Source organism: Microbacterium rhizosphaerae, assembly GCF_034120055.1.
In the GTDB taxonomy this organism is placed as follows: Bacteria; Actinomycetota; Actinomycetes; order Actinomycetales; family Microbacteriaceae; genus Microbacterium; species Microbacterium rhizosphaerae.
The window spans coordinates 2,712,786-2,734,405 of sequence record NZ_CP139368.1 but is presented as its reverse complement, the minus strand read 5'-3'; the positions used below and the strand labels follow the sequence as shown (position 1 = coordinate 2,734,405).

Annotated in this window: 21 protein-coding genes and 1 tRNA gene; 17 read left to right on the top strand and 5 right to left on the bottom strand. The window is 71.7% G+C overall.

What is annotated here, in order from left to right; genetic code table 11:
• Positions 1–64 precede the first annotated feature (64 nt).
• The 3 genes from mfd (at position 65) to SM116_RS12405 (ending at position 4,792) form a co-directional block, all read left to right on the top strand.
• A complete protein-coding gene (gene mfd / locus SM116_RS12415) occupies positions 65–3,652 on the top strand; it encodes a transcription-repair coupling factor (RefSeq protein ID WP_320941291.1) in 3,588 nt (1,195 codons plus the stop codon).
• Positions 3,653–3,726: 74 nt separating this feature from the next.
• Positions 3,727–4,098: a VOC family protein gene (locus SM116_RS12410; RefSeq protein WP_320941290.1), complete on the top strand. Its 372-nt coding sequence runs from the start codon at positions 3,727–3,729 to the stop codon at positions 4,096–4,098.
• Between the two features lie 94 nt (positions 4,099–4,192).
• Positions 4,193–4,792, top strand: a complete 600-nt coding sequence (locus SM116_RS12405) for a gamma carbonic anhydrase family protein (RefSeq protein ID WP_320941289.1) — start codon at positions 4,193–4,195, stop codon at positions 4,790–4,792.
• A gap of 23 nt (positions 4,793–4,815) precedes the next feature.
• Here the strand turns inward: SM116_RS12405 and SM116_RS12400 are convergent, their stop codons facing one another.
• Positions 4,816–7,491, bottom strand: coding sequence for a phosphoenolpyruvate carboxylase (locus tag SM116_RS12400; RefSeq protein ID WP_320941288.1), 2,676 nt, complete (start codon positions 7,489–7,491; stop codon positions 4,816–4,818).
• Between the two features lie 79 nt (positions 7,492–7,570).
• Between SM116_RS12400 and SM116_RS12395 the strand changes: the two genes are divergently transcribed.
• Positions 7,571–8,722 (top strand): Na+/H+ antiporter NhaA, encoded by a 1,152-nt coding sequence (locus SM116_RS12395; protein ID WP_320941287.1) that lies wholly within the window; start codon positions 7,571–7,573, stop codon positions 8,720–8,722.
• Positions 8,719–9,339 carry a nucleoside triphosphate pyrophosphohydrolase gene (locus SM116_RS12390; RefSeq protein ID WP_320941286.1) on the top strand — a complete coding sequence of 207 codons (621 nt, stop codon included), beginning with the start codon at positions 8,719–8,721 and terminating at the stop codon, positions 9,337–9,339. The genes SM116_RS12395 and SM116_RS12390 overlap by 4 nt, the downstream gene beginning before the upstream one ends.
• A gap of 1 nt (position 9,340) precedes the next feature.
• Here the strand turns inward: SM116_RS12390 and SM116_RS12385 are convergent, their stop codons facing one another.
• On the bottom strand, positions 9,341–9,829 hold the full coding sequence (locus SM116_RS12385; RefSeq protein ID WP_320941285.1) for an SRPBCC domain-containing protein: 489 nt from the start codon (positions 9,827–9,829) through the stop codon (positions 9,341–9,343).
• On the bottom strand, positions 9,816–10,181 hold the full coding sequence (locus SM116_RS12380; RefSeq protein WP_320941284.1) for an ArsR/SmtB family transcription factor: 366 nt from the start codon (positions 10,179–10,181) through the stop codon (positions 9,816–9,818). The genes SM116_RS12385 and SM116_RS12380 overlap by 14 nt, the downstream gene beginning before the upstream one ends.
• Positions 10,182–10,263: 82 nt before the next feature.
• On the opposite strand from SM116_RS12380, the gene SM116_RS12375 reads away from it, so the two are divergent.
• Positions 10,264–11,550 carry a histidine--tRNA ligase gene (locus tag SM116_RS12375; RefSeq protein ID WP_320944170.1) on the top strand — a complete coding sequence of 429 codons (1,287 nt, stop codon included), beginning with the start codon at positions 10,264–10,266 and terminating at the stop codon, positions 11,548–11,550.
• Here the strand turns inward: SM116_RS12375 and SM116_RS12370 are convergent.
• On the bottom strand, positions 11,534–12,784 hold the full coding sequence (locus SM116_RS12370; protein WP_320941283.1) for an APC family permease: 1,251 nt from the start codon (positions 12,782–12,784) through the stop codon (positions 11,534–11,536). The two genes, SM116_RS12375 and SM116_RS12370, sit on opposite strands and share 17 nt — an antisense overlap.
• A gap of 55 nt (positions 12,785–12,839) precedes the next feature.
• Here SM116_RS12370 and SM116_RS12365 point away from each other — a divergent pair, with 55 nt between their 5' ends.
• From SM116_RS12365 to SM116_RS12315, 11 genes are all read left to right on the top strand, one after another.
• Positions 12,840–13,280 carry a YdeI/OmpD-associated family protein gene (locus SM116_RS12365; RefSeq protein WP_320941282.1) on the top strand — a complete coding sequence of 147 codons (441 nt, stop codon included), beginning with the start codon at positions 12,840–12,842 and terminating at the stop codon, positions 13,278–13,280.
• A 29-nt stretch (positions 13,281–13,309) separates the two neighbouring features.
• Complete coding sequence (locus SM116_RS12360) at positions 13,310–13,666, top strand: GntR family transcriptional regulator (RefSeq protein WP_320941281.1); 357 nt, start codon at positions 13,310–13,312, stop codon at positions 13,664–13,666.
• Positions 13,656–14,672: a DUF1648 domain-containing protein gene (locus tag SM116_RS12355; RefSeq protein ID WP_320941280.1), complete on the top strand. Its 1,017-nt coding sequence runs from the start codon at positions 13,656–13,658 to the stop codon at positions 14,670–14,672. Before SM116_RS12360 ends, SM116_RS12355 begins: the two co-directional genes overlap by 11 nt.
• Positions 14,673–14,759: 87 nt before the next feature.
• The gene (locus SM116_RS12350) at positions 14,760–15,458 is read left to right on the top strand and encodes an O-methyltransferase (protein ID WP_320941279.1); all 699 of its coding nucleotides are present in this window, start codon (positions 14,760–14,762) and stop codon (positions 15,456–15,458) included.
• A 116-nt stretch (positions 15,459–15,574) separates the two neighbouring features.
• Positions 15,575–16,855, top strand: coding sequence for a phosphopyruvate hydratase (gene eno, locus SM116_RS12345; RefSeq protein WP_320941278.1), 1,281 nt, complete (start codon positions 15,575–15,577; stop codon positions 16,853–16,855).
• 34 nt (positions 16,856–16,889) lie between these two features.
• The gene (locus tag SM116_RS12340) at positions 16,890–17,381 is read left to right on the top strand and encodes an FtsB family cell division protein (RefSeq protein ID WP_320941277.1); all 492 of its coding nucleotides are present in this window, start codon (positions 16,890–16,892) and stop codon (positions 17,379–17,381) included.
• A 59-nt stretch (positions 17,382–17,440) separates the two neighbouring features.
• A complete protein-coding gene (locus SM116_RS12335) occupies positions 17,441–17,989 on the top strand; it encodes a DUF501 domain-containing protein (protein ID WP_320941276.1) in 549 nt (182 codons plus the stop codon).
• A complete protein-coding gene (locus SM116_RS12330) occupies positions 17,986–19,254 on the top strand; it encodes a S8 family serine peptidase (protein WP_320941275.1) in 1,269 nt (422 codons plus the stop codon). Before SM116_RS12335 ends, SM116_RS12330 begins: the two co-directional genes overlap by 4 nt.
• Positions 19,255–19,286: 32 nt before the next feature.
• Positions 19,287–20,756 carry an NAD(P)/FAD-dependent oxidoreductase gene (locus SM116_RS12325; RefSeq protein ID WP_320941274.1) on the top strand — a complete coding sequence of 490 codons (1,470 nt, stop codon included), beginning with the start codon at positions 19,287–19,289 and terminating at the stop codon, positions 20,754–20,756.
• 72 nt (positions 20,757–20,828) lie between these two features.
• Positions 20,829–20,901: transfer RNA gene (locus SM116_RS12320), tRNA-Leu, on the top strand.
• Between the two features lie 63 nt (positions 20,902–20,964).
• Positions 20,965–21,186 (top strand): PLD nuclease N-terminal domain-containing protein, encoded by a 222-nt coding sequence (locus SM116_RS12315; protein WP_320941273.1) that lies wholly within the window; start codon positions 20,965–20,967, stop codon positions 21,184–21,186.
• Between the two features lie 2 nt (positions 21,187–21,188).
• Here the strand turns inward: SM116_RS12315 and SM116_RS12310 are convergent, their stop codons facing one another.
• Positions 21,189–21,614: a rhodanese-like domain-containing protein gene (locus tag SM116_RS12310; protein ID WP_320941272.1), complete on the bottom strand. Its 426-nt coding sequence runs from the start codon at positions 21,612–21,614 to the stop codon at positions 21,189–21,191.
• Positions 21,615–21,620 lie beyond the last annotated feature (6 nt).

The window sequence follows — 21,620 nt, the reverse complement described above, 5'->3', positions numbered from 1 at the left end:
ACGACGGCGCAGCGCGTGGCTCCCGCGCGGCCTGCGTGTCGGGGCCGGAACGTAGGATTGTCCGGTGACAGTTCCCGGGATCGCGCGCGCCCTCGCATCGTCGTCGACGTTCCGCGAGGCGGGTGCCGTCGCATCCATCGATGCCGACGTCTCGCTCGTCGACGGGCTCGATGCGCCGCTGCTGGCGACGCTCGTCGGGAAGCGGCGCGACGCCGGCAGGCCCGGCATCCTGCTCGCCATCTCACCCACCGGCCGCCGCGCGGAAACGCTCGGCGCGGCGCTGCAGGCGCTCATGCCGGGTGCCGATGTCGTGCACTTCCCGGCATGGGAGACGCTGCCGCACGAGCGGCTGAGCCCCAGTCCCGAGACCGTCGGGCGCCGGCTCGACGTGCTGCGACGCGTGCACGAGTGGGACGGCTCCGTGCCCCTGGTCGTGACGGCATCCGTCCGCGGGGCGCTGCAGCCGCTCGCGGCCGGTCTCACGGCACTGGCGCCGGTCCGGCTCGTCGTCGGCGCGCGCGGCCACGACCTGGACGCCGTGATCGCAGACCTGGTCGCCCGCGCCTACCACCGGGTCGACATGGTGTCGCGGCGCGGCGAGTTCGCGGTGCGCGGCGGCATCCTCGACATCTTCCCGCCGACCGCCGACCACCCGTCGCGGGTGGAGTTCTTCGGCGATGAGGTGGACCAGATCCGCGCGTTCTCGGTCGCCGACCAGCGCAGCCTCCCGGGCGAGGTGCGCGAGGTCGAGCTGCAGGCCGCGCGCGAGCTGCTGCTGACCGACGAGGTGCGCGCGCGGGCGAGGGCGCTCATGCCCGACCTTCCGGGACTCGCGGGGATGCTGGAGCGCATGGCCGAGGGCATTCCGGTGGAGGGCATGGAGTCGCTCACGCCGGTGCTCGTCGAGGATGTGGTGACCCTGGCCGACTATCTGCCCGAGGGCGTCGCCGTGACTCTCGTGGACCCGGAACGCTCCGTGGCGCGAGCGACGATCCTCGCCGAGACCAACCGGGAGTTCCTGGATGCGGCGTGGAGCGCGGCGACCGGGGGCGCCGCGGCGCCGGTCGATCTCGGCGCCGGCGACTTCGTGTCGCTGTCCGAGCTGCGGGAGGCCGCCCACAGCCGCGGCGGCGTGTGGTGGACCCTCAGCGCATTCGATTCGGGCGCGGCGGACATCGCCGCGGAGATCGACGAGGCGGAGCCCGACGACGAGTTCCGCATCCGGGCCGCCTCCGTCCCCTCGTTCCAGGGGAACGTCGACGGCGCGACGGCGCACGTCGGGGAGCTGCTGACCGCGGGCTGGGCCGTCGTGGTGGCGGCATCCGGGGCGGGACTGGCCGATCGAGCGCGCGACGTGCTCGCGGAGCGGGGGATCGCCGCGCGCCGCGTCGACGCCGTCGAGACGCCGCTCGAGCCGGGTGTCGCGCACGTGGTCGTCGCGGAGCTCGAGCGCGGGTTCGAAGCCGACGGTGCCAAGCTCGCCGTCCTCACCGAGTCCGAGTTCTACGGCCGCACCATCAGCGCCGACGGCCGCGTCGTGAAGAAGCTGGCGTCGCGGCGGCGCAACGTCGTCGACCCCCTGCAGCTGAAGGCCGGCGACTACGTGGTGCACTCGACCCACGGCATCGGCCGGTTCGTCGAGCTGACGCAGCGGCAGGTGTCCAGCGGCGGTCGCAACCCGGTCAAGAGCACGCGCGAATACCTGGTGCTCGAGTATGCGCCGAGCAAGCGCGGTCACCCGGGCGACAAGCTCTACGTGCCGACCGATCAGCTGGACCTGCTCTCCAAGTACATCGGCGGCGAGGCGCCCACGCTGTCGAAGATGGGCGGCAGCGACTGGGCGGCCGCCAAGGGCCGTGCCCGCAAGGCGGTGCGCGACATCGCCGTGGAGCTCGTCAAGCTGTACTCCGCGCGCATGGCGGCGAAGGGGCACGCCTTCGGACCGGATACGCCGTGGCAGCGCGAACTCGAGGAGGCGTTTCCGTTCGCCGAGACCCCCGACCAGCTGCAGACGATCGACGAGATCAAGGCCGACATGGAGAAGCCGATCCCGATGGACCGGCTCCTGTCCGGAGACGTCGGATTCGGCAAGACCGAGGTCGCGGTGCGCGCGGCGTTCAAGGCCATCCAGGACGGCAAGCAGGTCGCGATGCTCGTGCCGACGACCCTCCTCGTGAAGCAGCATCTCGAGACGTTCGCCGAGCGGTTCGCCGGATTCCCCGTGAAGGTGCGGCCGCTGTCGCGATTCCAGTCCGACAAGCAGGCGCGAGAGACGATCGAGGGCCTCACGGACGGGTCGGTCGACATGGTCATCGGCACGCACCGCATCCTCACCGAGAAGGTCCTCTTCAAAGACCTCGGGCTCATGATCATCGACGAGGAGCAGCGGTTCGGCGTCGAGCACAAGGACCAGCTCAAGAAGCTCAAGACCAACGTCGACATCCTCGCCATGAGCGCGACGCCCATCCCGCGCACGCTCGAGATGGCGGTGACCGGCATCCGCGAGATGTCGACGCTGCAGACGCCGCCCGAGGACCGGCACCCCATCCTCACGTACGTGGGGGCGCGCACCGACAAGCAGGTCGCCGCCGCCATCCGTCGCGAGCTCCTCCGCGAGGGTCAGGTCTTCTACGTGCACAACCGGGTGCAGTCGATCCAGCGGGTCGCGGCGCACTTGGCCGAGCTCGTTCCCGAGGCGCGCATCGCCGTCGCGCACGGGCAGATGGGCGAGCACCAGCTCGAACGGGTGGTCGACGACTTCTGGGAGCGCCGCGCCGACGTGCTCGTCTGCACGACGATCATCGAGACCGGTCTCGACATCTCCAACGCCAACACCATCATCATCGACCGTGCCGACAAGTACGGATTGTCGCAGCTGCACCAGCTGCGCGGGCGCGTGGGGCGCGGGCGCGAGCGGGCGTACGCGTACTTCCTGTACGACGAGCAGAAGCCGCTCTCCGAGACGGCGGCCGACCGGCTCGAGACGATCGCGGTGAACAACGATCTCGGCAGCGGCATGCAGGTCGCGCTCAAAGACCTCGAGATCCGCGGAGCCGGCAACCTGCTCGGCGCCGAGCAGGCCGGCCACATCGCGGGCGTCGGCTTCGACCTGTACCTGCGCATGATCGGGGAGGCCGTGGCGACGTTCCGCGGAGAGGACGCCGAGGGCCCCACCGAACTGCGGCTCGAGCTGCCCGTGCGGGCCCGCATCCCCGAGGAGTACATCGACAGCGAGCGGCTGCGCCTCGAGGCGTACCAGAAGCTGTCGGCGGCGGCATCCGTCACGGCCAAGGAGGATGCGATCGACCTCGTGGTCGACGAGCTGCGCGACCGCTACGGCGAGCCACCGGCCGAGGTGGAGGGCCTGCTCGCGGTCGCGCGCCTGCGTCGCCGGGCAGGCCGGGCGGGGCTCGCCGACGTCGTGGCGATGGGACCGAACCTCCGCGTCGCACCCGCGAACCTGGCGGACTCGATGCGGGTGCGCCTGCAGCGGCTGTATCCGAAGGCGAAGCTCGTGGCCGGGGGAGAGGCCGTGGTCGTCCCGCTGCCGACCGCCGACGGCGAAGCGCTCGGCGATGCCGAGCTCATCGCGTGGGTCGCGCAGCTTCTCGATCAGCTGTGGCCGGTTCCGCAGGCCGCGGCATCCGTCTGATCCGGAGGGTCTTGAGGACGCCGGCGGGTCGGGTCAGACTGGGCGCAACCCGAATCCGATCGGAAGGATGAACCATGCCGCACGGTGATATCACGCACATCGAGATCCCGGTGACGGACTTCGCGACCTCGGGCTCGTTCTACTCCGCGCTGTTCGGCTGGCAGATCGCCGAGGCGCCCGGGTTCGAGGGCTATCCCATGTGGCAGGCGCCCAACAAGATCTCGGGCGGTGCACTCACGAAGCGCGACGACGACTTCACGCAGCCACGCTCGTACGTGGAGGTCGACTCCATCGACGACGCGCTCGCGGCCGCGAAGGCCAACGGCGGCACGGTCGTCGCCGAGAAGCGGCAGATCACCGAGACGAGCTGGTGGGCCATCGTGGCAGACCCCGACGGCAACGAGCTCGGCCTGTACGAAGGCATGACCGCGGCGCCCGAGTCCTGAGTCGCCCCGAGCCGGGGTCGCGCGTCGACCGGGCTCCGTCTGCCGGAGCGCCCGCGGGGGTAGCCTGGCGGAACCGTCCCGAGCAGGAGGCACGATGCAGTTCGAGCACGTGGGGTCCAGCCCCCGCATCCACCCGGACGCGGTCATCGCCGCCACCGCGGTCATCAGCGGAGACGTCACGATCGGCGCCGGATGCCAGGTGCTGCACGGGGCGGTGATCACGTCCGAGGGCGGCCCGATCACCCTCGGCGAGTACGTGATCGTGATGGAGAACGCGCTCATCCGTGCGACCTCGGCGAACGCCGTGCACATCGGCGATCACGTGCTCGTGGGTCCGATGGCGAGCATCTCCGGTGCGACGATCGCCGATGAGGTGTTCCTCGCCACCGGGACCCGGATCTTCAACGGCGCTCGCATCGGCGAGCGCAGCGAGGTGCGGATCAACGCCGTCGTGCATCTGCGCACGGTGCTTCCCGCCGACAGCGTCGTGCCGATCGGGTGGGTCGCGGTCGGCGATCCCGTACTCGTCCTGCCTGCTGAGCGGCACGAGGAGATCTGGGCCGCGCAGCGCGAGCTCGACTTCCCCGGCTACGTCTTCGGGCTCGATCGCGAGACGCCCGACCTCATGGTGCAGCTCACCGAGCGCTACGGCACGAGCCTCGCCCGGCACGCCGGCGACCGGCGCATCGACTGATCCGGCGGTCGCGGGCACAGCGGTCAGCCGGTGTTCTGCAGGCCCGCGGCGACACCCGAGACCGAGAGCAGCAGCAGTCGCTGCAGTTCGGGATCCGGCTCGGGCGCATCCGACGGTGCATCGCGCAGCGCGCGCAGGGCGCGCAGCTGCAGCAGCGAGAGGGCGTCCACATAGGGGCTGCGCAGCTTGACGGCACGCTGCAGGACCGGCTTGTTCTCCAGCAGGTCTGCGGCGCCCGTGACCCGCTCCACCCACGCGCGGGTGAGTGACATCTCCGCCATGACGAGGTCTGCGAGGTCGTCGCGGTCGCCGAGGTCGAGATAGCGGCGGGCGATGCGGGCGTCGGCCTTCGCGAGGCTCATCGCCACGTTGTCGATCATCGTGCGGAACAGCGGCCACTCGGCATACGCGGTCTTCAGGCGCTCCGGGTCGCCGACGGCCTCGAGGGCGGTGCCCAGGCCGAACCAGCCGGCGAGATTGATGCGCGCCTGCGTCCAGGCGAACACCCACGGGATCGCGCGCAGATCCTCGAGGGACTCGACCGACAGCCCGCGCCGCGCCGGCCGTGAGCCGAGCGCGAGGAGGCCGAGCTCCTCCATCGGGGTGACCGTGGCGAACCACGGCGCGAAGCCGGGCGCCTTCACGAGCGCGAAGAAGCGGTCGCGGGAGGCGGCATCCATCGTCGCTGCGACGTCCGCGTAGCGCTCGGCCGCCGCGCTGTTGCGCTGCTCGATCTCGGGCGATGAGGCGAGCAGGATCGCGGCTCCGACCTGGTCGATGTGGCGCATCGCGATGGCGGGGTCGCCGTAGCGGGCGAAGATGACCTCGCCCTGCTCGGTCAGCTTGAAGCGCCCGTCGACCGAGTGCGGCGGCTGGGCGAGGATCGCGCTGTTCGCCGGCCCGCCGCCGCGCCCGAGGGCGCCGCCGCGGCCGTGGAAGAGGGTGAGCTCGATGCCCTCGGCACGCGCCCACGCCGAGATGGCCTCCTGCGCGACGTACAGCGCGAGGTTCGCCGCGACGGGCCCGACGTCCTTCGACGAGTCGGAGTATCCGAGCATGACTTCGAGCCGGCGGCCCGTGGCATCCAGGCGCGCGGCGAACTCGGGGTGCTGCACGATCTCGGCGAGGATGCGGGGTGCGGCCTGGAGGTCGGCGAACGTCTCGAACAGCGGGATGACGTCGAGGACCGGCGGCGTGCCGTCGGCGCCGACCGCGTGGCGGGCGAGGCGGTGCACGTTCGCGAGGTCGTCGGCGGACTGCGTGAACGAGACGATGTACCGACCGGCCGCGCGCGGGCCGTAGCGGCGCTGCAGCGCCGCGATCGTGCGGAAGACCTCGAGCACCTCCTCGGTCTGCGCGCTCGGCGGGTCGCCCGCATCCAGCTCGGCGAGCACCTTGGCGTGCACGGCCGAGTGCTGGCGCACCTCGAGCTCGGCGAGGTGGAACCCGTACGTCTCGACCTGCCAGATGAGCTGCTGCAGGTGGCCGTAGGCCTGTCGTGCCGCGCCGGCGGCGGCGAGTGAGGACTGCACCACGCGCAGATCCGCGAGCAGGTCCTCGGGGTCGCGGTATGCGAGGTCGGCGTCGCGCGTGCGGGTGGCCCGGATCTTGCGGGCGAGCAGGAGCAGGATCCGCCGGTGCGGCTCACCGGGGGAGCGCTTCGCGACCTCCGCCGCGGCATCCTCATCGGCATCGCGCAGCCGGCGCCACAGCGCGAGAAGCTCGGGGCTCGGCGGCGTGACGGCCTCGTCGAGCGTGAGCACGCGTCCGATGCGGTTCGTCGCGGTCTCGAGGCCGAGGAGGACGTGCTCGGCGGCGATGCCCGCCGCCTTGCGGGTGACGGATGCGGTCACGAACGGGTTGCCGTCGCGGTCGCCGCCGACCCACGAGCCGACGCGCACGAACGGCCGGACGATCGGCGCGCGCGCTCCGGCCGCGAGGCCCTGCAGCGCGTCGTCGACCCGGCGATAGACGTGCGGCACCGCGGTGAACAGCGTGTCGTCGAAGACGGTCATGACGGCGCGCACCTCGTCGGTGGGCGCCGGCTTCTCCGGCCGGAGCGGCGCGGTGCGCCACAGCGTGTCGATCTCCTCGAGGAGGCGGCGCTCGGCCCGGCGCTTGTCGGCGCCGCCCTCGGCCAGGGCGTCGTACTCCGCGAGCAGGGTCGACAGGCGCCGGATGCTGCTCGAGACCGCGCGGCGGCGGGCCTCGGTCGGGTGGGCGGTGAACACGGGGTGGAAGCGCAGGGCGTGCAGTCGAGCCAGAGCGGTCTCGTCGCCCACCTCGGTCGCGAGGTGCGTGAAGGCCGCGGCGATCGAGTCGCCCGGGTCGTCGCGGTCGACCCGGCTGTTGCGTTCGCGCAGGACGCGCACCCGCTGCTGCTCCTCGGCGAGGTTCGCGAGGTGGAAGTACACCGTGAAGGCGCGGGCGACCTCATCCGCGCGGGCGATCGTGAAGGAGTCGGCGATCTTCGCGGCGCGGGCGAAGGCCTCGGGCGTCTCGTCGGTGTATGCCTGGATGGTCGCGACGCGCAGGCGCTCGACATCCTCGTACAGTCCGGCGGATCCGCTTTCACGCAGCACACGGCCGAGCAGGGCGCCGAGCACGCGCACGTCGGCGCGCATCTGCTCGGGGATCCGCTGACCCGCCTCGTATCGGCCGACGAGGTCGATGGCTTCGGTGGGGGTGGGTTCGCGCATGGCTCCACGGTATATGCGCGGCGGAACGGCTTCGAATCGACCGACCTTCCGGTGTCACACACGTCGATAGGCTGTGCGCGTGCAGTCCGACTCCGAGGCGAAGCCGTCGCTCCTTCGCTCGGAGCGGTTCCCCGCGATCCTCCTCCTGATCGCCGCCGTCGCCGGTCTCGTCGTCGCCAACACGCCGATCGGCCACGACGTCATCGAGCTCTCGCACCTTCACGTCGGCTTCGGCGCGGTCGACCTGTCGCTCACGCACTGGGTGCAGGACGGCCTGCTCGTCTTCTTCTTCTTCGCAGTATCGGTGGAGCTGCAGTTCGAGCTGACGCGGGGGGAGCTGCGCAGCATCCGTCGCGCGGTCCAGCCCGCCATCGCTGCGGCGGGCGGAGTCGTCATCCCGGTGGGGATCTACCTCGCGATGACAGCCGGAACCGCGGCGGCATCGGGCTGGCCGGTGCCGACGGCGACCGACGTCGCCTTCGCGCTCGGCGTGCTGGCGGTGTTCGGGCGGGGGCTGCCGTCATCGGTCCGCGTGTTCCTGCTCGCGCTGGCGATCCTCGACGACATCGTGGGGATCGTGCTCATCGCGGTCCTGTACGCGACGGATCTGAAGATCGGGATGCTGGCGCTGGCGTTCCTCGCCGTCGTGCTGTTCGCGATCCTCTCGCGCGTGCAGACGCGGCACCGCGCACCCCTGACGATCGGGCTGATCGCGCTTGCGGTGGCGACGTGGGTGCTCGTCCTCGTGTCGGGGGTGCATCCGACGATCGCGGGCGTGCTGCTCGGCCTGGCGATGGCGCAGGATCGCGCCCTGCGCACCCGGCACGCGCTCGAGCCGTGGATCAACGGACTGGTGCTGCCGCTCTTCGCGTTCTCGGCCGCGCTCGTGCCCCTGCCGAAGGGTGCGGGACTGCCGCCGGTGTTCTGGGCGGTGTTCGTCGCGCTCCCGGTCGGCAAGCTGGTCGGCATCGCAGCCGGGGGATGGATCGCCCAGCGCGTGCTCGGCGGCCACCGGATGCCGTTGGGCGACCTGCTGGCCGCGGGAGCCCTGGGCGGCATCGGTTTCACGGTGTCGCTGCTGCTCGCGAACCTCGCGTTCGCGAGTGACGCCGCCCTGCGCGACGGTGCGATCCTCGGCGTGCTGGCCGGCTCGCTGCTCGCCCTCGTGCTGGCGGGAGCCTTCGTCTCGTGGCGCGCGCGCCACTACCGCACCAGAGAGGAGACGCCATGACCGATCCGCTGCGGGATGCTGCCGACACGATGCGCACCGTCCGGGACCGTTGCGTCTGGACCCAGCAGATCACGCACCGCGACCTCGTGCCGTACCTGGCGGAGGAGAGCGCCGAGCTCATCGACGCCGTGGAGGACGGCTCCCGCGCGGACCTGCGCGAGGAGCTCGGCGATCTGCTCTGGCAGGTGCTGTTCCACGCCGAGATCGCATCGCGCGACCCCGACGACCCCTTCGACATCGACGACGTGGCACGGGTGCTGACCGACAAGATGGTGCGCCGGCACCCCCATGTCTTCGGCGACGCGGTCGCGACGACGCCGGCGGAGGTGCTCGTCCTGTGGAACGCGGCCAAGGCGGCGGAGAAGAGCACCCGCACGAGCGTCCTCGACGGGGTGAGCGAGCGGATGCCGTCCCTCGCACTCGCGCAGAAGCTCCTCGGCAAGGCGGCCTCGGTGGGGATCGGGGTCGACGGCCCGCCCGCGCCCTCCGAGGAGGATCTCGGCGAGTCCCTCCTCGCGCTCGTGGCGACGGCGCGGGCGAACGGCTGGGATGCCGAGCGCGCGCTGCGCGAGCGGCTCCGGGCTCTGGAGGGCGAGATCCGCGACGCCGAGGCGTGAGTCAGAGGCCCGCGAGCACCGCGTCGAGCCGCTCGAAGTCCTCGTCCATGCCGGCATCCATCCCGGATGCGAGCATCGCGTCGCACGCGTCCTTCGACGTGTAGGTGGACGTCACCTCGATCGCGCTGCGACCGCCGCCGAGATCGACGAACCGCAGCGTCTCGAGGGTCGGGCCGGGCTCGTCCTCGTACTCCCACGTGTGGACCACGAGCCCGGGGGAGACCTCGTGGTACGCGCCGCGGAACGCCCACGCGCCGCCGCCCGGCGCCTCGACGACGTAGCGGAAGGCGCCGCCCGTCCGCGCGTCGAAGCGGTCCAGCCGCACCGTCGTGCCCTTCGGGCCCATCCATCGGGTGAACAGGTCGCCCTCGGTGTGCGCCCGCTGCACGAGCGCGGCCGGCGCATCGAACTCGCGCCGGTGGAAGATGCTCTGCTCGCCCGTCCGCGTATGAGCGGTGAGGCCGGGCTTCTGGATGTCATGGGTGGCCATGCGGTTCTCCTTCGTCGATTCGGTCGGTCTGTGCGGAGGTCGCGAGCGCGGCGAGAACGTCGTCGAGCCGGGCATAGCGGGCCTCGAGACGGCGTCGGCGGGCGTCCATCCATGCGGCTGCCTCGTCCAGCGGCTCCGGATGCAGGCGCACGCGGCGCGTGCGGCCCTCGCGATGCCGCGAGATGACGCCGGCGCGTTCGAGCACGTCGAGGTGCTGCGACACGGCCTGGAACGAGATCTCGAACAGACCCGCGAGCTCGCCGACCGTCGCATCCGACTCGGCGAGCCGGTCGACGATCGTCAGACGGACCGGATCCCCGATCGCCGCGAACGTCTGGGTCGGCATCGGCATGACATCGATTATTCAAGGAATCACTTGAATGTCAAGGACCTGAAAAGATGGTGCCGTGGCATCCGTCAATCCGCCGCGCGGCATGCGCGACTTCCTCCCTGCCGACAAGGCCCGGCGCGAGCGCGTGCTCGCCGTCATCCGCGAGCGCTACCGCGCGCACGGGTTCGACGAGATCGAGACGCCCGTCATGGAGGAGTACGAACGCCTGCACGCCGGGCTCGGCGCGGACAACGAGAAGCTCGCGTACAACGTCCTCAAGCGGGGACTGGATGCGGACGCCATCCGCGCCGCGGCCGAGCAGCCGTCCGAGCTCACCGACCTCGGACTGCGCTACGACCTGACCGTGCCGCTCGCACGGTTCTACGCGACCAACCGCGGACAGCTGCCGACGGTGTTCCGGTCGATCCAGATGGCGCCGGTGTGGCGCGCGGAGCGTCCGCAGAAGGGTCGCTACCGCCAGTTCGTGCAGTGCGACATCGACGTCATCGGGGATGCCTCGGCTCGCGCCGAGGCCGAGCTCGTCGTCGCGACGCTCGACACGGTCGATGCGCTGGGGCTCGAGGGCGGCGACATCCGCATCAACGACCGGCGGGCGCTCGATTGGATGCTCGATAGCTTCGGCTTCCGTGCCGACGAGCGCCCGGGCGTGCTGATCACGATCGACAAGCTCGACAAGATCGGCGCCGAGGGCGTCGCGGCCGAGCTGCGCGAGCGCGGGGCGACGGCGTCGGCCGTGGACGCGTTCGAGGAGTTCCTCCTGCGTCCGATGACGATGGAGTACCACCCGTACGGCGAGCGCCAGGTCCGCAAGGCCCTGCCCGAGGGTGCTCCCGACGACGTCGTCGCGCACCTCGTCGGCATCGGCGAGGCCGTCGGCGCCGCGCGCGGTCTGTCCGAGGACCACCGGTCCCTGAGCCTGTCGAAGGGCGGCGACATCCCGCTCGTCTTCGATCCCTTCCTCGTGCGCGGCATGGGGTACTACACCGGCACGATCTTCGAGCTCGCGCACCCCTCCGTCGACTACTCGCTCGGCGGCGGCGGGCGCTACGACGGCATGATCGGGCGCTTCCTCGGGCAGGACGTGCCGGCTGTCGGCTTCTCGATCGGCTTCGAGCGGATCGTCGACCTCGTCGCTGCGACCGAGGATGCGAGCGCGCGCGCGATCGTGCTCGTGCACGACCGTGACGTGCCCATCGCCGAGCTCGTCGCGCACAAGGCCGCGCTCGTGTCCGCCGGCGCGCGGGTGCGCCTCGAGCAGCGCACGAAGAACCTCAAGGGGCTCCTGGAGCGCTCGGCGGCCGACGGCTACACGCAGTTCGCCACCGTCGCGGCCGGCGACACCGACCTCGCGTTCAAGCCGCTCGGCTGACCCGCAGCCGGATCCCTCGGTACGCGATTCCGATCGCCGCGACGATCGCTCCGGCGACGACCGACGGCCATGGCAGCGTGACGGCCAGGACGACGCATCCCGCCGCGCCGACGACCTGCAGCGCGCGGGGGTAGCGGCGCGCGTCGCCGTGCTGCCGCCACGCGGCGAGGTTGGCGACGAGGTAGTACAGCAGCACGCCGAACGACGAGAACCCGATGGCGCCGCGCAGGTCGACCGACGCGACGAGGATCACGATGACGACGGCGGCGGACACCTCCGCGCGGTGCGGCACGTGCCACCGGGGATGCACCGCGCCGAGGTATCGCGGGAGGTCGCCCTCGCGCGCCATCGCGAAGGTCGTGCGGCTCACACCAGCCACGAGGGCGAGGAGGGCGCCGAGGGAGGCCGCAGCCGCCCCGACGCGCACGACGATGTCGACCCACGCCCATCCGGAGTGCGCCGCAGCGTCGGCGACCGGCTGAGCGGAGGCGGCGACGGCCGCCGGTCCCAGTGCGCTCAGCACGGCGACGGCCACGACGGCGTAGATCACGAGTGCGACCGCGAAAGCGATGACGATGGCACGCGGGATGACCCGGCGCGGATCGCGCACCTCCTCGCCCATGGTCGCGATCCGGGCGTACCCCGCGAAGGCGAAGAACAGCAGTCCGGCGGACTGCAGGATGCCATAGAGCCCGCCGGACCACAGCGACCCAGCGGAGAGCCCTCCCGATGCCGCACCGCCCGCGAAGGCCGCCGACACGGCGACCGCGAGGGCGGCGAGGACGACGACGACGACCCGCGCCGCCCCCGCTGTCCGCGTGACGCCGAACCAGTTGACCGCGGTGAGCACGATCACGGCGGCGATGCCGACGAGCCGCTCCCCGCCGGGCGGGGCGACGTACGCCGCGAAGGTCAGGGCCATGGCCGCGCAGCTGGCGATCTTGCCGACGACGAAGCCCCACCCGGCGACGAAGCCCCACCACGGGCCGAGCTCGGCGCGACCGTACGCGTAGGTGCCGCCGGACGTCGGGTGAGCCGCCGCGAGCTGCGCCGAGGACGTCGCGTTGCCGAACGCGACGACAGCCGCGATCGCGAGGCCGACGAGCAGGCCCGCACCCGCGGCCTGGGCGGCGGGTGCCCAGACGGCGAAGACGCCGGCGCCGATCATCGAGCCGAGGCCGATGAAGACGGCGTCGCCCAGTCCGAGGCGGCGGTGCAGCGCGGGGGATGTCACGGCCGAACTCTAGCCTGCCCGTGACTGCGGCCGGCTCGTGCGGGAGGATGGGTGCATGACGCTGCGCATCCAGGCTGTCCTCGTGCCTTTCGGGCCCGCGACGGCCCTCGAGCTGACCGACGACCAGGTCGAGGAGCTCGGCGGCGGAAGACGTGCCGCGGTCATCGTCGGCATCGGCGGCAACACCGCCCGCCTGCGCCTGGGCGTCATGGACGGCAAGAACCTCATCGGCATGTCGAAGGCCGCGCGGGCGCAGCTCGGCGTCGAGATCGGTGACGAGGTGGATGCGACGGTCGACCTCGACGTCGCGGAGCGCGAGGTCGAGGTTCCTTCGGACCTCGCGACGGCGCTGGATGCCGCGGGCCTGCGGGCTGCGTTCGACGCCCTGTCGTTCACGCGGCGTAAGGAGGTCGCCCGCGGCGTCACGGAGGCCAAGCGCAGCGACACGCGGGAGCGGCGCATCGCGGCCGCCCTGGAGGAGCTCGCCGGCGCCTGAAACTGTTCTATTTCTTATAGAATAAGTGCATGCTCATCCGCATCGACCCCGACACCGACGCGCCGCTGTTCGCGCAGATCGCGGACTCGGTGCGGGCGGATGCCGCGGCTGGACGCCTTGCCCCCGGCGATCGGCTGCCCGCGGCACGCGACGTCGCCGCGGCGCTCGGCGTCAATGTGCACACGGTGCTCCGCGGCTACCAGGAGCTGCGGGACGAGGGGCTCCTCGACATGCGGCGCGGCCGCGGTGCCGTCGTGACGGATGCCGCGGCATCCCTCGCATCCCTCCACCGCGATGTTCGCGCGCTGGCCGCCCGCGCCCGCGCCCTCGGGCTCTCGCCCGACTCCCTGTCGTCCCTCGTGAAGGAGGCCACCCGTGACCGCTGACCGCTCTGCCGCCGGCGACCGCGCCGTCTCGCGCTTCGTGCTCGTGGCGCTGGTGCTTCCGGTCATCCTCACTCTCGCGTCCGTGATCGTGCAGCTCGTGCTGATCCCGCACATGCCGGACCCGATCGCGATCCACTGGGGCGCGGGCGGACATCCCAACGGCTTCGGACCCGTCTGGGTGTCGCCCGTCCTCACGATCCTGTTCGGACTGCTGCTTCCGGTGCTGATCGCCGTCACGGTGCATCCCGGTCTCCGCCGCGGCCACCGCGGGGCCGCCTTCCGCTTCCTCGGCGCGCTCGCCCTCGCGCTCGCCGTGCTCGCCGCGGTGCTGATGACGTGGACCTTCGCGATGCAGGCGGGTCTCGACGCGGCGGTGCAGGCGCCGCCCGTCACGGTGCCCCTCCTCGTGTCGTTCGCCGCGGCGGCCGTCGCCGGCGTCATCGGATGGTTCGTGCAGCCGCACCAGGAGCAGTCCGGCGCACCGACCCTGCCCTCGACGCCGGTCTCGCTCGCGCGCGGCGAACGCGCGGTGTGGATGCAGACCACCACCGCGTCCCGCCCGGCCGTCATCGCGATCACGGCCGTCATGGTCGCCGTGGCGGCCCTCACGATCTGGCTCGCCTTCACCGCGGAGCCCGCCGCCGCGTGGATCACGGGCGTCGTGACGCTGGTCCTGATCGCCGCTGCGGCGACGACGCTCGTCTTCCACCTGCGCGTCGACGGGACGGGCCTCACGGTCATCTCGGCCATCGGCATCCCGCGATTCCACGTGCCGTTGGGCGAGGTCGTCTCCGCGCGTGCGACGACCGTGACCCCGATGGCCGACTTCGGCGGCTGGGGGATCCGCTACCTCCCGGGCCGCTTCGGCGTCGTCCTGCGCACGGGTCCGGCCATCGAGGTCTCCCGGCGCAGCGGCCGGATCTTCGTGGTGACCGCTCCGGACGCCGAGACGGGTGCCGGGCTGCTGCAGGCGCTCGTGGAGCGAGCCGCGGTCGCGCGCGGCTGACGGTGCGCGCTTGACGGTGCGCGCTTGACGGTGCGCGCTTGACGGTGCGCGCTTGACGGTGGCTGCACGGCACGCGACGCTGGGGGCATGACCGAGCTGACCCCGGAGAACTGGCGCCGCGTCGACGCATACTTCACCGACACGCTCGTGGGGCACGACGAGGCCCTCGAGCACGCGGTGGCCGAGCAGGAGGCCGCCGGTCTGCCGGCGATCGAGGTCGCCCCGGTCTCGGGAAAGCTCCTGAACCTCCTCGCGCGGATCGGCGGCGCGCGTCGCGTGCTCGAGATCGGCACACTGGGCGGCTATTCGACGATCTGGATGGCGCGCGGCATCCCGGATGACGGTCTCGTGACCACCATCGAGGCCGAGCCGGTCAACGCGTCGGTGGCGCGCGCGAGCATCGACCGCGCAGGCGTCGGCGAGAAGGTCGAGATCCGGATCGGTCGCGGGGAGGACGTGCTGCCGACGCTCACCGGTCCATACGACCTCGTGTTCATCGACGCCGACAAGGAGTCCAACGCGCTGTACCTCGAGTGGGCGGCCCGGCTGGGGCACCCGGGCACGGTCGTCGTCGTCGACAACACCGTCCGCAGCGGTGACGTCGCCGACCCGGCCGCGTCGACGCCGCAGATCGAGGGCGTCCGGCGGGGCCTCGAGATGCTGGGCGCCGACCCGCGCTTCGACGCGACGGCCCTGCAGACACTCGACCGCAAAGGGTGGGACGGTGTGGCGATCGCCGTGCTGACCGACGTGGTCGAGGGCTACGACGACGCACTCGAGCCCTGAGCCGCCCATCAGCCGGGCGTCCGACATCCGATGGGGGCCGCCAGCGCCGATCACTAGACTCGAACCCGGACCGACGACGCTCCGAGCAACCCCTCACCCAACTCAAGGAGTCCTCCGTGGCACTTATCGAGGCTGTCAACGCGCGCGAGATCCTGGACTCGCGCGGCAATCCGACCGTCGAGGTGGAGGTGCTGCTCGACGACGGCGTCGTCCAGCGCGCTGCCGTCCCGTCCGGCGCGTCGACCGGCGCGTTCGAGGCGTACGAGCTCCGCGACGGCGACAAGAGCCGCTACGGCGGCAAGGGCGTCCTGAAGGCCGTCGACGCCGTCATCGACGAGCTGGGCCCCGCCATCGAGGGCGTCGACGCGAGCGAGCAGCGCATCATCGACGAGATCCTCATCGAGACCGACGGCACCGAGAACAAGTCCCGCACGGGTGCCAACGCCATCCTCGGCGTCAGCCTGGCGGTCGCCAAGGCCGCGGCCGACAGCGCCGATCTGCCGCTGTTCCGCTATGTGGGCGGCCCCAACGCCCACGTCCTGCCCGTGCCGCTGTTCAACGTGATCAACGGCGGCGAGCACGCAGACAACGGCATCGACATGCAGGAGTTCTTCCTCGCCCCGATCGGCGCGTCGACCTTCGCCGAGGCCCTGCGTTGGGGTGCCGAGACCTACCACGTGCTGAAGGGCGAGCTCAAGGCCGCCGGCTTCGCGACCGGCCTCGGCGACGAGGGCGGCTTCGCCCCGGATCTGCCGAGCAACCGCGAGGGCCTCGACTTCCTCGTCAAAGCGATCGAGAAGGCCGGCTTCACGCCGGGCTCCGACATCGCCCTCGGCCTGGATGTCGCCGCCACCGAGTTCTTCAACGACGGCGTCTACCGGCTCGACAACAAGGACTGGACCGCCGCGGAGCTGACCGACTACTACGTCGGCCTCGTCGACGCCTACCCGATCGTGACGATCGAGGACGCCCTCGCCGAGGACGACTGGGACAGCTGGAAGGCGCTGACGGACGCGCTCGGCGCCAAGGTGCAGCTCGTCGGCGACGACCTCTTCGTCACCAACCCGGAGCGACTCGCGCGCGGCATCGACCTCGGCGTCGCGAACTCGCTGCTCGTGAAGGTCAACCAGATCGGCACCCTGTCGGAGACGCTGGATGCGGTCGACCTCGCCCACCGGTCGGGCTACACGACGATGTTCTCGCACCGCTCGGGCGAGACCGAGGACACCACGATCGCCGATCTGGCCGTCGCGGTGAACTCGGGTCAGATCAAGAGCGGCGCGCCCGCTCGCAGCGAGCGCGTCGCGAAATACAATCAGCTTCTGCGCATCGAGGAGGAGCTGGGCGACGCGGCGGAGTTCGCGGGCCGCTCGGCCTTCCGGCGCTTCAAGGGCTGACGCGGGGACACCCGCGACGACGGGAGGGGGAGACGTGGCAGAACGGACGTCTTCCCCTTCCGGCGTTGTGGCGGGCGGCCCGCCGGCCCGCACCCGGGTCGACGTGGGGCGCTGGCTCGGCGGCATCCGCGTCTCGGGGTTCGCGGCGATCATGCTGGGACTGGTCGTCCTGGGCGTCTTCGTGCTCGTGCCGACGATCGGCACCTACGCGCAGCAGCAGCAGCAGCTGGCATCCGTTCGCAATGCCGTGCAGGTGACCAAGGGCCAGGTGGCCGAGCTCGAGCGCGAGCGCGAGCGCTGGAAGGACCCCGCCTACATCACGACCCAGGCCCGCGCGCGCCTGTACTACGTGAAGCCCGGCGAGGTCGTCTTCCTCGTCGACAACGACCTCCCCGCTGCCTCGCAGCCGCGCGAGCAGCAGAAGGTCAGCGCGAAGGTGGAGCAGACGCACACCGACTGGATGTCGCAGCTCGTGCGATCCGTCACCGCCGCCGGCGTCTCGGAGACGGCGGCCCCCGTGGGCTGACCGGGACGTCGCGCCACGGTTTCCGGGAAGAGTCCAGCCGCGGCCGGTAGCCTTTCCGGGTGACCACGCCCCCCTTCGCCCCGGTGGAAGACGCCGACCTCGAGGTGCTCCGCGAGCAGCTCGGCCGGCCCGCGCGCGGCGTCGTCGGCATCGCCGCCCGCTGCGTGTGCGGCAACCCGACGGTCGTGGCCACGGCACCGCGTCTTCCCGACGGCACGCCCTTCCCGACGTTCTACTACCTCACCCACCCCGCGGCGACGGCGGCGATGTCGTCGCTCGAGGCCGATCACGTCATGCGCGAGCTCGGCGAGCTGCTAGATTCCGATCCCGAGCTGCAGGCGGCGTACGCCGCGGCGCACGAGGCCTATCTGGCCGACCGGGCGCAGTACGGCGAGGTATCCGAGATCGACGGGATCTCGGCGGGCGGGATGCCGACCCGCGTCAAGTGCCTGCACGCCCTGGCCGGCCACGCGCTCGCGGCGGGACCGGGCGTCAACCCGATCGGCGATCTGGCGCTGGCACGCTCGACCTGGTCGCCCGCGCGCTGCGTCTGCGCCACTCCGGGATCCCTCACGGCCGCGCCGGCATCGGGCGGGGCGACCGGATGAGGCGAGCGCTTCTCGCGCTCGTGGCGAGCGCCGTGGCGGTGCTCGTGCTGACGGGCGCGGCGCCGCCGCCCGTCCCGGACGATCCCACCGATCGCGTCCGCAGCGCCGAATACTGGCTCGATGCCTACGGCATCCGCACCGCCTGGCAGACGTCCCAGGGCGCCGGCGTCAAGATCGCGGTCATCGACACGGGCGTCGGGCACGCGCCGGAGCTGGACGGTGCCGTCGTCGGCGGTACCGATGTGTCCGGCGTGGGCGCCGCCGACGGCCGCACCCCGGTCGGCGCCGTCGACGCGAACCACGGCAGCTGGGTCGCATCCCTCGCCGCCGCGCGCGGCACGGGAAACGGCGACGGCATGATCGGGGTGGCGCCGGCAGCCGACATCCTCTCGATCTCCGTCGGATTCGGCGCCACGTCGCGCGTGTCGTTCACCCAGCAGGTCGCCGACGCGATGCGGTGGGCGGTCGATCACGGGGCGAAGGTCATCAACCTCTCCTTCACGACGAACACGCTCGACTGGGATCCGAGCTGGGACACCGCCTTCCAGTACGCGTTCGACCGTGACGTCGTCGTGGTCGTCGCCGCGGGCAACCGGGGGAGCGGCACCACTCGCGTCGGCGCCCCGGCGACGATTCCGGGCGTGCTCACCGTGGCCGGCCTCGACCCGGAGGGCAAGGCGAGCCTGGAGGCGTCGACGCAGGGCATCACGATCGGGGTCTCTGCGCCGAGCGAGCAGCTGCTCGGAGTCTCGGCCGACGGCCGCCTGGTCCAGTGGAGCGGCACGAGCGGTGCCGCGCCCATCGTGGCCGGCATCGTCGCGCTCGTCCGGGCTGCGCATCCCGATCTCGACGCGAACAACGTCATCGAGCGCATCATCAAGACCGCTCACCCCGCGACGGGCGCGAAGACGCCCGACCCGCTCTACGGCTACGGATTGGTGGATGCCGCGGCCGCCGTGTCGGCATCCGTCCCGTCCGTCGAGACCAACCCCATGGGCAGCCTCTCGGACTGGGTGCACCTCTACCGCCGCGCAGCGTCGACCCCGCAGCCGACTCGGGATGCGACGACCTACACGGTGCCTCCGCTGCCGCCGGCGGATGCCGCGAGCCGTCCGTCGGCCCTCCTCCCGTCGGAGGGCACCCTCCTGTACGGGACCCTGCCGCTCGTCGCCCTCACCGCGGTCGGTATACTGGTAGCGCTCGGCGTCACCGCTGCTGTCCGACGCATCCGATCGGCGCGCACCCCTCGCTCGCCGAGCCGTTGATCTCTAGGAGTTCTCCCCCTGTGACTAAGAGCGTGCCCAGGATCCTTGTCGTCGGTGGTGGTTACGCGGGTTTCTACACCGCGTGGAAGCTCGAGAAGCATCTTCGCAAGGGCGAGGCAGAGGTGACGATCGTCGACCCGCTGCCCTACATGACCTACCAGCCGTTCCTCCCCGAGGTCGCGGCCGGATCGATCGAGGCGCGCCATTCGGTCGTGGCCCTGCGCCGTCACCTCAAGCGCACCACGGTCGTGACCGCGAAGGTGACCGGCATCGACCACGCCAACAAGGTCGCCACCATCACGCCGCCCATGGGTGAGCCATGGCAGCACGAGTACGACCAGATCGTCGTCACCGCCGGTGCCGTGTCGCGCACCTTCCCGATCCCGGGCATCGCCGACAACGCGATCGGCCTGAAGACGATCGAAGAGGCCGTCGCGATCCGCGATCGCCTGATGTCGAACTTCGACAAGGCGGCCTCGCTGCCCCGCGGACCCGAGCGCGACCGCCTGCTCACCGTCGTCGTGGTCGGCGGCGGCTTCGCCGGCATCGAGGTCTTCGCCGAGCTGCGCTCGCTCGCCTCGTCGCTCGTGTCGAAGTACCCGACGCTGACCTTCGACGACACGCACTTCCACCTCATCGAGGCGATGGGCCGCATCATGCCGGAGGTCTCGCTGAAGACCAGCGAGTGGGTGCTGAAGGACCTCGCCAAGCGCGGCGCCTACGTGCACCTCGACACGCAGGTGCAGGGTGCCGTGGACGGCAACGTGCAGCTGTCGACCGGCGAGGTCATCCCGACCGACCTGATCATCTGGACCGCCGGTGTCATGGCCAACCCGACCGTCGTGCGCGGTGGCGATCTCCCCGTCGAGGAGCGCGGCCGCATCAAGACCCGCGCGGACCTGCGCGTCGGCACCGAGGACGAGATCGTCGAGGGCGCCTGGGCCGCCGGCGACGTCTCGGCCGTCCCGGATCTCAGCGGCGGCGGCGTGGGCGGCTACTGCGTCCCGAACGCCCAGCACGCCGTCCGTCAGGCCAAGCTGCTGGCGAAGAACCTCGTCGCTGTGCTGCGGGGCGAGCTGCCGCGCGAGTACTACCACAAGAACCTCGGCGCGGTCGCGGGCCTCGGCCTGTACGACGGCGTGTTCCAGTCCGGCAACTTCGCGCTCAAGGGGCTCATCGCCTGGTTCGCGCACCGCGGCTACCACGGCCTGGCGATGCCGTCGTGGGAGCGCAAGTGGCGCGTGCTGTGGGGCTGGTGGAACAACTTCTGGCTCGGCCGCGACCTGGTGAACCTCGAGACGGTGCAGAACCCCCGCTACGTCTTCGAGGAGTTCGCCGCGCGCCCCCGCCCGCCGCAGCCCGTCGAGTCGCCGGCTCCCGAGGCCCCCGCCGCTGCCGCATCGGCCGCTGCCGCATCGGCCGCTGCCGCATCGGCCGTTGCCGCTGCGCCGGCCACGGCGCCGGCGGCCAAGAAGGCGCCCGCGAAGGCCGCCGCCCAGTAGGCTTCACCGGACGCCGCAGGCTCGTCTGAGAGGATGAGCCTGCGGCATCCGTGTTTCTGCGCGGGATGCTGCGCCCCCGTAGCCCAATGGCAGAGGCAGGCGACTTAAAATCGCTTCAGTCCGGGTTCGAGTCCCGGCGGGGGTACGGACGGACGCAGCAGCCGGGGGTCCGTCTTCCCATGTCGATGGAGACCAGGGGAGGAGCACCATGACCAGCGGTGCGAAGAAGTTCTCGGAACTGTCGCGGGGGCGGCAGGCCGGAATCGCCGTCGGGGCGGTGGTGCAGCTCGCTCTCGCCGTGTGGGCGTATGTCGACCTCGCCCGTCGAGCGCCGAGCGAGGTCCGCGGTCGGAAAGGGCTGTGGGTTCCCGTGATCCTGGTCAACTGGATCGGGCCTGCGGCCTACTTCGTGTTCGGCCGCAGGCGCTGATCCTAGGCCGGCGCGACCGGCGCGGTCAGGGGGTCGGCATCCCGTCGTGTGCGACCGTTCTCCGTCACGACGGCGAGTCCCTCACGGGCCCAGTACTCGAAGCCGCCGATGAGCTCCTTGACGTTCGTGTAGCCGAGCGTCGCGAGGATCAGCGCGCCGCGGGTGCTGCCGTTGCAGCCGGGGCCCCAGCAGTAGACGACGATCTCGCGGTCGAGCTCGGGCGCGACGTCGCCGATCCGCTCGGCGAGCTCGGCGTTCGGGATGTGCACGGCGTCCGGGATGCGCCCTTGCCGCCAGGAGGCCTCGCTGCGCGTGTCGATGACGAGCGGCGGGTTGCCCGAGGCCCGCGCGGCGGCGAGGTCTGAGGGGTCGGTCTCATAGACGAGCTTCGCGGCGAAGAAGTCGACCGCGGCGAGAGAGGTCTGCATCCGCCC